The organism is Acinetobacter sp. UBA2581, from assembly GCF_002339435.1.
GTDB classification, from domain to species: Bacteria; Pseudomonadota; Gammaproteobacteria; order Pseudomonadales; family Moraxellaceae; genus Acinetobacter; species Acinetobacter variabilis.
On sequence record NZ_DDLD01000022.1, the window covers coordinates 21,143 to 34,413 of the forward strand.

At 46.3% G+C, this 13,271-nt stretch carries 12 protein-coding genes; all 12 read right to left on the reverse strand.

All coding sequences use genetic code 11. The features are described from left to right. Positions 1 to 147: 147 nt before the first annotated feature. The 12 genes from B3Q46_RS02660 to nuoE all read right to left on the reverse strand — a co-directional run bounded on the left by B3Q46_RS02660 (position 148) and on the right by nuoE (position 13,263). A complete protein-coding gene (locus B3Q46_RS02660) occupies positions 148 to 441 on the reverse strand; it encodes a cold shock domain-containing protein (protein ID WP_286713267.1) in 294 nt (97 codons plus the stop codon). Between the two features lie 85 nt (positions 442 to 526). Beyond that, positions 527 to 1,162 (reverse strand): uracil phosphoribosyltransferase, encoded by a 636-nt coding sequence (upp, locus tag B3Q46_RS02665; protein WP_104425826.1) that lies wholly within the window; start codon positions 1,160 to 1,162, stop codon positions 527 to 529. A 123-nt stretch (positions 1,163 to 1,285) separates the two neighbouring features. Next, complete coding sequence (gene nuoN, locus B3Q46_RS02670; protein ID WP_104425825.1) at positions 1,286 to 2,830, reverse strand: NADH-quinone oxidoreductase subunit NuoN; 1,545 nt, start codon at positions 2,828 to 2,830, stop codon at positions 1,286 to 1,288. A 3-nt stretch (positions 2,831 to 2,833) separates the two neighbouring features. Continuing rightward, positions 2,834 to 4,447, reverse strand: a complete 1,614-nt coding sequence (nuoM, locus tag B3Q46_RS02675; protein ID WP_286713270.1) for an NADH-quinone oxidoreductase subunit M — start codon at positions 4,445 to 4,447, stop codon at positions 2,834 to 2,836. Between the two features lies 1 nt (position 4,448). Beyond that, complete coding sequence (nuoL, locus tag B3Q46_RS02680; RefSeq protein ID WP_286713272.1) at positions 4,449 to 6,338, reverse strand: NADH-quinone oxidoreductase subunit L; 1,890 nt, start codon at positions 6,336 to 6,338, stop codon at positions 4,449 to 4,451. Beyond that, positions 6,335 to 6,643, reverse strand: coding sequence for an NADH-quinone oxidoreductase subunit NuoK (nuoK, locus tag B3Q46_RS02685; RefSeq protein WP_004280769.1), 309 nt, complete (start codon positions 6,641 to 6,643; stop codon positions 6,335 to 6,337). Before nuoK ends, nuoL begins: the two co-directional genes overlap by 4 nt. Then, positions 6,643 to 7,161: an NADH-quinone oxidoreductase subunit J gene (gene nuoJ / locus B3Q46_RS02690; RefSeq protein WP_171056685.1), complete on the reverse strand. Its 519-nt coding sequence runs from the start codon at positions 7,159 to 7,161 to the stop codon at positions 6,643 to 6,645. The genes nuoK and nuoJ overlap by 1 nt, the downstream gene beginning before the upstream one ends. Further along, positions 7,161 to 7,655 carry an NADH-quinone oxidoreductase subunit NuoI gene (gene nuoI, locus B3Q46_RS02695; protein WP_422652816.1) on the reverse strand — a complete coding sequence of 165 codons (495 nt, stop codon included), beginning with the start codon at positions 7,653 to 7,655 and terminating at the stop codon, positions 7,161 to 7,163. The genes nuoJ and nuoI overlap by 1 nt, the downstream gene beginning before the upstream one ends. 66 nt (positions 7,656 to 7,721) lie before the next feature. Further along, on the reverse strand, positions 7,722 to 8,732 hold the full coding sequence (gene nuoH / locus B3Q46_RS02700) for an NADH-quinone oxidoreductase subunit NuoH (RefSeq protein WP_004785081.1): 1,011 nt from the start codon (positions 8,730 to 8,732) through the stop codon (positions 7,722 to 7,724). 3 nt (positions 8,733 to 8,735) lie between these two features. Further along, positions 8,736 to 11,414: an NADH-quinone oxidoreductase subunit NuoG gene (gene nuoG / locus B3Q46_RS02705; protein WP_286713285.1), complete on the reverse strand. Its 2,679-nt coding sequence runs from the start codon at positions 11,412 to 11,414 to the stop codon at positions 8,736 to 8,738. 11 nt (positions 11,415 to 11,425) lie between these two features. Further along, positions 11,426 to 12,757, reverse strand: coding sequence for an NADH-quinone oxidoreductase subunit NuoF (gene nuoF, locus B3Q46_RS02710; RefSeq protein ID WP_005237063.1), 1,332 nt, complete (start codon positions 12,755 to 12,757; stop codon positions 11,426 to 11,428). Then, positions 12,754 to 13,263: an NADH-quinone oxidoreductase subunit NuoE gene (gene nuoE / locus B3Q46_RS02715; RefSeq protein ID WP_004785086.1), complete on the reverse strand. Its 510-nt coding sequence runs from the start codon at positions 13,261 to 13,263 to the stop codon at positions 12,754 to 12,756. The genes nuoF and nuoE overlap by 4 nt, the downstream gene beginning before the upstream one ends. Positions 13,264 to 13,271: the final 8 nt, after the last annotated feature.

Below are 13,271 nucleotides of genomic sequence, written 5' to 3' on the forward strand. Positions count from 1 at the left end.
TTGTTAAGCTTTGGTGGGTATTTTATTGTTTTCGCAACATTCTATAAGCTTTAGATTACACAAGATTCCTACAACTTACATAAATTTATAATTCGAATAAAAAGGAGGCTTTAAACCCTCCTTTTGAATGTATTTTCCAAACAAAAATTAACGCTTTAAATTCGACAATAGTGCTGATGTAATCGAAGTATTGACTGCTACCGCTTTGGCTTTTTTGGCTTTCTTCGATCTATCTTCTACACGTTCAATTTTAATAGCTTTATAGCGATCACCATTTTGAATTACATTGAATTTTACTCGATCATTGCGCTTCGGCTCACCTGAATCGGTGGGGAAATCCGAGATATGAAAAAATACCTCACCCTCAGGTGAAGAAATAAAACCAAATCCTTTTTCTGGATTGTACTGTTTTACTTTTCCTTGGTATTGTTCGGAAGTCATAAACGTCCCCTACTCTGTATCTGTCAGTATTCAGTATATAAAAAAGAGGCTGTAAAAGCCCCTTTTCTGTTCATTTTCAAAAATATTAATCTTTTTGAACTGAACCAAAAATCTTGTCACCCGCATCGCCCAGACCCGGAACGATGTAACTATTTTCATTCAAGCCATGATCAATCGCCGCAGTGAAAATCACCACATCTGGATGAGCTTCTTCAACACGTTTAATGCCTTCAGGTGCAGCGACCAATACCATCACACGAATATCTTTACAGCCACTGGCTTTCAATACATCAATCGCAGCTACCAGAGAAGAACCTGTCGCCAGCATTGGATCAATGATCATCGCAAGACGGTTTTGTACGTCTGGAACCAGTTTTTTATAGTAAGTACGTGCCTGTAGGGTTTCTTCATCACGTTCCAGGCCCAGTACAGAAACTTTGGCACTTGGAATCAGATTCAGGAAACCGTCCAGCATACCAATACCTGCACGTAGAATTGGCACAACAGTAATTTTCTTACCTGCAATACGGTCTACAGTCACCGGTCCGTTCCAGCCATCAATCTCATGTTCAACGACAGGAAGATCCTTGGTCGCTTCATAAGTCAAAAGCATAGTCACTTCCTGAGCAAGCTCACGGAAGTTCTTGGTACTAATGTCAGCACGACGCAGTAAACCGAGTTTATGTCGAATTAAAGGATGACGGATTTCATGGATTGCCACGGGAGAACACCTAGAAGGTTAAAAATAAATTTCCGCTATTATAAAGACTTTTCCGGATTTGTTTAACTAAAAAAGCCCCCGATCGTGGAGGCTTTTTTGTAATAACTTCAAACTTGCGCTGAATTAGTTAAAACCACTTTGAACCAAAGTGAAAATAAACTGTTGTAATTCAGGCGACATTGCGAAGAATGCATAGCGAGACAGTGCAATGATTGGATCCGGATAAACACCGATCACCAGTACTAGTAATGCAACGAGCAATACCATGATACCGCCGACTTTTTGACCCCAGTGATTTACAGCGTCAAGACGTGGTGTTTCTGGTGGAGTCATATACATGACAACCATCACACGCAGGTAGTAGTACAGACCGATACCTGAACCCAGGATAACCATCGCGGCAAGGAACCAAGACTCGCCAGCTACCGCAGTTTTCACTACCAGGAACTTACCGATGAAGCCCGCTGTTAATGGAATACCTGCTAGAGATAGCATCATCACAGTTAATACAGCAGTCAATACTGGACGGCGCCAGAACAGACCGCGGTACTCAGCCAAGCTACCTGCTTCATCTGTATTGTTATACGGACTAGACATCAGCGTTACCACACCGAAAGCACCAATCGTAGTCAATACATAAGTGATAATATAGACGTTTACACTTTCAAAAGTCGCGAAACCTTGAACCTGTAAAAAGTCAGTATTACGTGCAGATACGATTGCAACCAGTACATAACCGAAGTGAGCAATTGAAGAGTATGCCAAGATACGTTTCAGGTTCACCTGTTTCACTGCAAGCAAGTTACCTACAATGATGGAAAGTACTGCAATAACGCTGATGATAGTGACGAAACTATCTGACAGGATTAAGCCAGAAGACAATACATAACGTACAAACAGACCCAGCATTGCCACTTTAGACACAGTTGCAAGGAAAGTTGCAACTGGCGCTGGAGCACCTGCATATACGTCTGGTGTCCATTTGTGGAATGGAGCCAGTGACAGTTTAAAGCCAACAGCGAATACAATCAGTGCCAGACCGATTACCACAGCAGGTTGACTAAATGCAGTCAACAGTTTGCCTGGTTCAGCGACAAAGCTTAGAGAACCTGTATATGCGTAAACATATGCCATACCCATCAACAACATTGCAGATGCAGTTGCTGAAAGCACCAGATATTTCACACCTGCCTCAAGTGAGTGAGAACGTTGATGTGTATACGCCAATAAGCCGTATACAGGGATCGACATGAGCTCAAGGCTAATGAAGAAAGATGCATAGTGAGAACTTGCCACCATCAGCATCGCACCGGCAACGGAGGTCAGCATCAGGATATACAGTTCTTCACGGTTATCTTTATAGGTTTCAATATAAGCATGTGACAAAGTACTACACGCCAGTGCAGCCACAATAATCACAAACTGGTACAGCATCGTAAACGGATCTACGAGGAACAGGTTCATTACATTAGCAGGTGCAAATTGACCCGCTAACAGAACGAACAGAATGTACAACGCCGCCAGGTTTAAACCAATGACTGTCGTAGTCGCAACTAAGTTATGGTTACGCTTAATTGCAGTAAGCAACATCACGACGATCGCAGTCAATGACACGATCATCACAGGTGCTAGAGGCATAAGCTCAGAAAAAGACATTGTGAAGTTCATGGCTTATTGGATCTCCACATTTTCAGCTGAAACGGCAGCTTGCTGCACAGCATCAGCTGCTTCAGACACAGGAATGTAGCTATTCGCTAACCACGCCATGCTTGAGTTAGAAACGTCAAGGAAGCTTTGTGGGTATAGACCAAGCCATGCTAGACCAAATGCACAGATCAGCAAAATTACCACTTCACGTGCATTTAAATCTTTTAACGGATTTGTGTAGTGCTGTTTTTGCTCTTCGTTTGGAACACCAAACAACGCTTTGTGGATCAGAATCAAACCGTACAGACCCGCAAATATCAAGCTGATTGCAGCGAGGATTGTGAATGCAGGGAATTTACCGAATGAACCCATCAGGATCAGGAACTCACCAATGAAGTTACCTAGACCTGGAATACCGACAAGCGCCGCGATGAAGAACATCAGGAAGAATGCAAGGTATGGGAACTGACCACGAATACCACCCATCAAACGCATATCACGTGTATGAACACGTTCGTACACCTGACCACACATAATGAACAGCGCCGCAGATGACAGACCGTGAGCCAGCATCATGATCATCAGACCTTGGAAGGTCAGGATGTTACCTGCATAAATTGCAAGTAAAACGAAGCCCATGTGTGAAATAGACGTATACGCCAATAAACGTTTCATATCGGTTTGCTGGAAAGCACACCAAGCACCGTAGAAGATACCGATTAAACCGAAAATGATCGCGATGTCTGCAAACTGTGCAGAAGCCGCCGGGAAGAATGGAATCACGAAACGGATCAGACCGTAAGCAGCTGTCTTAATCAAGATACCTGCAAGGTCAACAGAACCCGCTGTCGGTGCTTGCGCATGCGCATCTGGTAACCAGCCGTGTAATGGGAAAACTGGAAGTTTTACTGCAAAACCGATGAATAGGCAGATCATGAATGCATAAGCAACTGCTGGCGCTTGTGTATCCAGCATGTTCGCTACACCCATCAGGTAGTTATAGTCGAAACGGATTTGACCAGTCATGGTGTAGCCTACAGTCACCAGACCGAGGATACCAATCAGCATGACTAAACCAGCCACCTGTGTGTAGATGAAGAACTTGGTTGCAGCGTATACACGGGACTTGCCTTCTGCCCCTTTATGACCCCAAAGTGCGATCAGGAAGTAGATCGGCACCAGCATCATCTCCCAGAAGAAGAAGAACAGGAACAGGTCAATTGCCAGGAATACACCGATTACACCACCCAGAGACCATAAAAGGTTCAGGTGGAAGAAACCCACGTTTTTCTGAATCTCACCCCATGAACAGCCTACTGCCAGCACACCAAGGAGTGCAGTCAAGCCAACCATCAGTAAAGACAAACCATCCACCGCAAGGTGAATGTTAATGCCCAGGGTTTGAATCCAAGGCAATTTGAACTCGGCTGCCCACGTAGGAGCCGCACCGCCAAGTTCATAGTTATAAGTACCCGACTGCCAAAGGACGATGGTCAAGACCAGCGTCACTAACATACCAATCAGCGCGATATAACGCGGAAGGTGTTGGTCGAGTTTATCGACCAACCAGCAAATAAAACCTGCAATGAACGGAATGAGGATCAGAGCCGGCAAAATAATATTGTTTGGAGCTTCCATTTTATTTCCCCACTACCTGAATCACGAGCAAGATCATCAGTAGGACAACGACACCGAGCCCCATACTAGATGCATATTCACGCAGTGAACCTGTTTGACGTGAACTGGTAAAGCTATGGCCACCTTTAACCAGTGCAGGCAGCACTAGCCAGAAGCCATCAATCGGATCACGGCCGAACAGTTTCGCGAAGAACAAATAAGGCTTCACAAAAACGATGTCATACAGCTTGTCGAAACCAAGTGCATTACGGCAGATGTTGGCAAGACCCGCACCCAGAGAAGTTTTCGCAAAAGATTTCACAGCGTTGTAAGCAAAAGCAAACAGCACTACGCCAATTGCAAGACCTACCAGTGCAATACCTACTGCTGTGTACTCTGCAGTATGCATGCCATGTTCAAGTGCTTCCGGAATTTCAAATGCAGGAAGTTTAGCCGCATTCAAAATGCTTTCCACAGGCGCTTTTAATGCCGCACCCACGAAAGTTGAAAGTACTGCAAGAATTGCCAATGGACCCCAGTAAGTTACACCCTTGATTGCGTGGTAAGGTGTGTTTTCTTTACCGAAGAATACAACCCAGATTAGACGGAATGTATAGATTGAAGTCAGGAACGCACCGATTACACCCACCCAGTAAAGTGTGCTGTAAACTGCGATTGATTGGCCTTGTACCCATACCGCACCCAGGATTGCATCTTTTGAGAAGAAGCCCACAGTGATGAATGGAATTGCAGCCAATGCACCGCCACCAATGGCGAAACATGCAAACAGGAACTTGTTCTTGTAGAACAGACCGCCCATCTTGAAGATGTTTTGTTCGTGGTGGTAAGCCAGAATCACTGCACCAGAAGACAAGAATAATAATGCCTTGAAGAATGCGTGAGTCAGCATGTGGAACAGACCCGCCTGGTATGCTTCAGCACCTACAGCCATAAACATGTAGCCCAACTGACTCATCGTTGAGTAAGCCAGAATACGTTTGATGTCTGTTTGTACCAATGCAGCAAAACCAGCCACCAGCAATGTCACCGCACCAGTAATTGAGATGAACATCATCACTTCAGGCGCAAGCTCAAATACTGTGAACAGACGGCAGCACAGGTAAACACCTGCTGTTACCATTGTTGCAGCGTGGATCAATGCAGAAACAGGAGTCGGACCTGCCATCGCATCTGCCAACCATGTTTGTAACGGGATCTGCGCAGATTTACCAGCAGCCCCCAGGAACAACATTAGTGCAGTCCAGATGGTCAATGATGAGCTTTGCGTCATCACAGTCGCAGCATTTTCTACGATGTACTGAGTATTCAATGTACCGAATTGCTGGAACAGCAAGAACATGGCAATCAGCAAGAATACGTCACCAATACGGGTAACGGTAAATGCCTTGATCGCTGCCACACCGTTTGCAGGGTTTTGGTAGTAATAACCAATCAGCAGGTAAGAACACAGACCTACACCTTCCCAACCCAAGAATAACAACGCCAGGTTGTCACCCAGTACCAGCAATAACATGCTTGCAACGAACAGGTTGAAGTAAGAGAAGAAACGTGCGAAGTCTTGTTCACCGCGCATGTACCATGATGCGAAGATATGGATCAGGAAACCAACGCCTGTCACCATGCCCAGCATCAACAGAGACAAACCGTCCAGGTGCAGACTGATGCCTGGTGCAAAACCACCGACATTGAACCAGGTCCAAAGAGGTTGCACCACTGCGGTAGAACCATTGTTGACAAAGTCCATACCCGCAATGAGTGCGAACAATGCCGATAACCCCACAGCCCCTACACCAATAATGGCTGCAACTGTTTCAGGAAGATTATGACGCCCTGCCGCTAAAAGGACGAAGCCAATGAGCGGGAATAAAATTGTTAGATATAAATAACTCATCCGCGCATCTCACTAGCAGCATCCACATCCAGATGATGGAAGCGATGATAGAACTGAAGGACGATCGCAAGACCGATACACGCCTCTGCCGCAGCAAGGGTCAGAATCAGGATAAACATGATTTGACCATCAGGCTGTGCCCATGCACTGCCCGCCAGGACGAATGCCAAAGCAGCAGCATTCATCATGATTTCAAGGCTCATTAAAATGAATAGCAGGTTGCGTCGCACCATTACACCGTAAAAACCCAGTGCAAAAAGAATGGATGCAACGATCAAACCATGCTCTAAAGGGATGTTGCCCATTATTGTTGTTCCTCTTCTGCACCTGGTTCACGTTTACCCAAATGGAATGCTGCAACAAGTGATGCAAGCAATAACATCGCGGCAACTTCTACCAACAATAAGTATTGCGTAAAGAGTGATTGACCTACCGCTTTAGGACCGACCATTTCAGTGCCCATTACCATTGAAGGCTGTACGTAGTCTGATTTAAGTACCCAAACCAGGATCAGACCAATCAGGAAGCTCATCAATGCCGGATAAGCCCAAGCTGATGAAGTCAACCATTTGCGTTCCTGAGCAACAGTCTGTTCGCCCAGGTTCAGCATCATTACCACGAACACGAATAACACCATGATCGCGCCAGCATAAACGATGACTTCAAGTGCACCCGCAAACGGTGCACCCACGATCAGGAACAGTCCTGCTACAGCAAGGAGTGAAACGATCAGGCTTAATAAAGCATGTACCGGATTCGTGTTAGTCACCACACGAACCGTAGAGACGATGGCCACAAGGGCCATTAAATAAAATGGCCACATCATGGTAATAGACTCCGTACATCAACAGGTGCACTTTCACGCTGTGCCTGACCTTTGTCCTTACCAGCAACTGCCATACCGGTTACACGGTAGAAGTTATAGTCAGGATATTTACCAGGACCAGAAATCAGCAAGTGTTCTTTTTCGTAGACTAGGTCTTGACGAACATATTCGCCTAATTCGAAATCTGGTGTCATTTGAATCGCAGTCGTAGGACATGCTTCTTCACACATACCGCAGAAAATACAACGAGAGAAGTTGATACGGAAAAATTCCGGATACCAACGACCATCTTCACGTTCTGCTTTTTGGAGTGAAATACAGCCTACCGGACATGCAACCGCACACAGGTTACATGCCACACAACGCTCTTCGCCATCTGGGTCACGCGTTAATACGATACGACCACGGAAACGTGGTGGCACGATTTCTTCGGCTGGCACTTCCGGATATAAAATGGTGTCACGTTTGCGCGTTGTATGGGTAAATACCATAAACAACGTACGAACGATTGACCCGAATCCAGCTAGAAATTTAAACATTTTGTTCTCCCTGCTGTCTTAGGCCTGATTCAACAGAATCACAGCACCAGTCACCAAAAGGTTAACCAACGCCAATGGCAAGCAAATTTTCCAACCAAAGTTCATCACTTGGTCATAACGTGGACGCATTAAAGAACCACGCGCCAATACAAACATCATTACGAAGAATGCTGTTTTAATGATGAACCAGAATGCTGGTGGAAGGAAATCAAGACCAAATGGTGCTAACCAGCCACCGAAGAACAGGGTTACGATCAATGCAGAGATCAGTACTACGTTCACGTATTCCGCAACGAAGAACATACCCCATTTCATACCGCCATATTCTACGTGGTAACCTTCCGCCAGTTCCTGTTCTGCTTCTGGTTGGTCAAATGGGTGACGGTGAGTTACCGCAACACCTGCAACCACGAAGATCAGGAAGCCTAAGAACTGAGGAATGATAAACCATACATCTTTCTGTGCTTCTACGATTTCACGCATGTTGAATGAACCGGCAATTGCCACTACACCCATCAGTGAAATACCCAGGAACACTTCATAAGAAATGGTTTGCGCTGCTGAACGTAGACCACCAAGCAATGCGTATTTGTTGTTAGAAGACCAACCACCAAACAGTACCGCATAGACTGCAATACCTGCCATTGCCATGAAGAACAACAGACCGATACTCATGTCTGCAACACCTAAGTAAGGTGATACAGGAATAACCATGAACGACAGCACCGCAGTTGCCATCGCAACTGCTGGAGCCATACGGAAAGTCAATTTATCAGCAAATTTTGGTGTCCAGTCTTCCTTGAACATGATTTTCAGCATGTCGGCAACAATCTGAAACATACCGCCCGGACCGACACGGTTCGGACCGTAACGGTCTTGCCACAAGCCGAGTAAACGACGTTCAATAAAAGACATCAACGCAGCGATCAGTACTACAACCAGTAAGATCACGATCGCTTGAAGTACTGAATAGGCGATTGGCCAGTTTTCAGCCCACAGCGGCGTTTGACGGATTAATTCTTGTTCCATGAATTACGCTCCTACCGCGACTGAAACAGGCTCTGCAAGAGATACCGTTGGTGCAAGACCAATTGGGTAGCCAATATAACCTGTTGGTAAGTATTCAATCACTTGTACAGGAAGAACGATTGAAATCTCGCCTGCTTTCACAGTGATCTTCTGACCGTCTTGCAGGTTCAAGCGTGTAGCATCCTGTTCGCCCACTGCAAATACTGCGTCAGGAATACGTGATTCCATTGCCGGAGTTTTAATGGTGAACTCGCCAGATGCAAAGATGTGATGCATTGGCACCAGACGGAAGCTTTCAGCATTTACAAGCACAGGTGCCGGTGCAACGAAGCTACGCGCTGGACGTTTTGGTAAACGGTCGAATAAACGAACGCCTGAATCACCGCCTTTTAAGTGACCGCCCACTTCATCCTGGTATTTGTTCCAGGCTTGTGGTGAGTTCCAGCCTGCAGCCCAAGCAAATGGTACCAGTGAAGATGGAGTCTCATCACCGACATAACCTTCCATAGAGAATGTTAATGCACTGTCTTTATCAGTAGGCTGTTTCGGCTCATGTACAGACAATGGCGCACGCATCGAAGTACGACCTGAATAACGACGTGGTTCACGTGCCACTTTCAGACCATGGACACGGAAGCCTGCATCTGGTGCTACATCCAGAATACCTTCAAGTGCAGGAACGTTGCTTGCTACTGACTCGATCACATCATCCAGCACAGTCCAAGAAATCGCTTTGCCTTGTACGCCTGTTTCCAGTGCGTGTAACCAGCGCCAAGATTCTTTGATTGCCAGTTCCGGGTTGTAGTAGTTAGGGTCATACACTTGGTAGAAACGTTGTGCACGGCCTTCTTGAGAAACGACAGTACCATCACCTTCAGCAAATGAAGCAGCAGACAATACGATGTTGGCTTTCTTCACAGTCGCAGTTTCAGAGTGATCCAATACGATCACCTGTTTGCCTGCAAGCGCAGCATCAACCTGAGCTACTGGTAAACGACGGTATAGATCGTTTTCTACAATTACGACAGTGTCATAGTCTTGTGCAAATGCTTGTTCAAGGCTTTGACCACCGAAGATTGCCAGCCCCATTGAGTTCACTTCAGGAACAGTCAAGGTCAAGCCCGCATTACCTAGGTTTTGTGCTACTTGTGCAGCAGCTTCCATGATGATTGCGTCTTGCAGACTTGTGCCAGAGATGATCAGTGGTTTCTTGGCAGCTTTTAGCGTATCTGCTATGGTTTGTGCAAATGCTTTCGCATCGTCATCAAGACCAGTGATGACTTCACCTTTCACGCCCGCAGCAATCGCGAAGCCTAAACGTGCGATATCGTTTGGAGAAGCAACCACTTCACCTTCCGCAACGTCAGACAAACGTGTTTGTGTTGCAGCCAGAATGTAAATCGGAGATTTCGCATCTTGGGCAATACGTTGTACAGGTTCAGCCAGCCATTCTTGGGTACGGCGCTCTGCAGCCATTTCCTTGCCTTTATTTTTCGCAGCTTGGCGAACAGATAAAGCCATACGTGGCGCAGTTTGAGTCAGGTCTTCACCCAGAATCAGTACCGCATCATAGCTTTCGATTTCACGCATGTTCGGGTTATAAACACCCTCGGTTTGCATAATCGATGCAGCCAGTTCAACCAGATTTTGCTCTTTTTGAGCCATACCGGTTGAGTAGTTATCTTGACCAACTAATTCACGTAGTGCGAAGTTAGCTTCAAGTGATGCACGTGGAGAGCCGATCCCCAGAACTTTTTTGCCTTGGATTTTCGCAATTACGGTATCCAGTGCAGTATCAACAGAAACTGTTTCTACATTTGTACCAGTACGGAACTGTGGCTGACGCGGACGGTCTTTACGGTTTACATAACCGGTACCGAAACGGCCTTTATCGCACAGGAAGTATTGGTTAACTTCACCGTTGAAACGGTTTTCAACGCGACGAAGCTCGCCATAACGCTCACCTGGAGAGATGTTACAACCTGAAGAACAGCCATGACATACGCTTGGTGCGTACTGCATGTCCCATTTACGATTATAGCGTTCTGAGTGAGTCTTATCGGTGAATACACCCGTTGGACACACTTCGGTCAGGTTACCTGAGAATTCAGATTCCAAAGTACCTGATTCCGGACGACCGAAATAAACCCGAGAAGCGTTCGCATATACGCCGAAATCTGTACCGCCCGCATAGTCTTTGTAATAACGAACACAACGGTAACATGCGATACAACGGTTCATCTCGTGCGCAATGAACGAACCAAGTTCTTGGTTGTAGTGCGTACGTTTGGTGAAACGGTAACGACGACGGTCGTGTTGAGTCATTACTGTCATATCTTGCAGGTGACAGTGACCACCTTCTTCACAGACTGGACAGTCGTGCGGGTGATTGGTCATCAAGAATTCAACAATCGAAGCACGGAAATCTTTCGCTTCTTTGTCTTCAATCGAGATGTAGGTATTGTCAGACGCAGGCGTCATACATGACATGACCAAACGGCCACGCGTATCTTCTGGATTCGCGTATTGAGTCACAGCACATTGACGGCAAGAGCCGACAGAACCTAAGGATGGATGCCAACAAAAGTATGGGATGTCGATGCCCAGACTCAAACATGCTTGTAGCAAGTTCTCTGAGCCGTTGACTTCATACGATTTTCCATCGACATGAATTGTAGCCATAGTCGAATTCCTTAAGCTTGTTCTACGTTGCTAGTTTGAGCTGCGGCATTCACCACTTTCGCTTCAAACTCGCCACGGAAATGTTTGAGTGCGCCCATTAACGGTTCCATCGCACCTGGTGCGTGAGCACAGAAAGTTTTACCAATCCAAAGCTTACGGGTAAGCTCTTGTAAGTGATCGATATCTTCTTTCTTACCTGTACCATCTTCAAGTGCTTTCAGCGCTTTCACCGCCCAAGGCAAACCATCACGGCAAGGTGTACAGAAACCACAAGATTCACGCGCAAAGAATTCTTCTAGGTTACGTGTTGCTGAAACCATACATTGAGTTTCATCAACCACCATGAGCAAACACGTACCCAGACGTGAACCTGCTTTCATGATGCTTTCCGCATCCATCGGAAGATCGATATGCTCAGCAGCCAGGAAGTCAGTTGATGCACCACCGGGTAACCATGCTTTCAGCTTCAAGCCGTCACGCATACCACCAGCATGTTCTTCAATCACTTCACGTGCAGTGGTACCGAATGGCAGTTCCCATAGACCCGGGAATTTCACCTTACCTGAAGCACCATAAATTTTTGTGCCAGGGTCTTTCGATTTGCCTGCAGACAGACCGATGTACCATTCTGGACCACGCAACATGATGGCTGGCAAGTTGTTGTAGGTCTCTACGTTGTTCACAATTGTAGGACGACCCCAAGCACCTGCAACCTGCGGGAATGGCGGTTTGGTACGCGGGTTTGCACGGCGACCTTCAAGCGAGTTAATCAATGCAGTTTCTTCACCACAGATATAACGACCCGCACCGGTATGCACGTGTAACTCGAAGCTCCAGCCAGAATCCAGGATGTTGTCACCCAGATAACCTTTGGCACGAACCTGTTCAAGCGCTTCGTTCAGGTATTTCGCCGCTTCGATGTATTCACCACGGATGAAGATATAACCTTGAGTTGCTTCAAGGGTATAAGCTGCAATCAGCATACCTTCGATCAGCTGGTGAGGAAGATCTTCCATCAACAGACGGTCTTTGAAGGTACCTGGTTCCATCTCATCGGCATTACAAATCAGGTAACGTGGACCTGAATTGTCATTTGGCGCCATCAGCGACCATTTGATCCCTGCCGGAAAGCCTGCACCACCACGACCTTTTACGGTTGCTGCTTTTACAACTTCCAGCACTTCTTTCGGTGTCATAGACAGGGCTTTTTTAAAGCCTGCATAGCCTTCAAGCGCTTCGTAGTCATCAACGTGACGGACATTTGCTTGTTTGCTCAGACGCCAAGTCAGTGGATGCGTTTCCGGGTTACCGTCGCCATAAATTGGTTTTGGTTCGGTATTCATACATACTTCTCCAATAACTGTTTAATTGATGTCACTTCCACGAGACCGTGAGTGTCTTCATCAATCATGAGGGTTGGACCTTTGTCACAGTTACCTAGGCAGCAAATTGGAAGCAAGGTAAAACGGCCATCCGCTGTGGTTTGGCCGAACTGGATACCCAATTCACGCTGGAATGCTTCTGCTAAAGTCTCCGCACCCATCAAGAAACACGCAATAGAGTCACACAGTAAAATTACGTGACGACCCACTGGCTGACGGTAAATACGGTTATAGAACGTTGCAACCCCTTCCAAATCGGCAAGGCTCATGCTGAGCATTTGCGCGATGGCATTCATTTGAGCATCGTCTACCCAGCCATTACGGCGTTGTACACACTTCAGCGCATCAAGACACGCTGCACGTGGGTATGGGTAATGCCCAATGTGATGTTCAATTTCATGGATTTCTTCCGAAGTTAAAATCCCTTCAACATTCACACGTGGCTTTTTATCAGTCAAAATCATCATAATGCGTT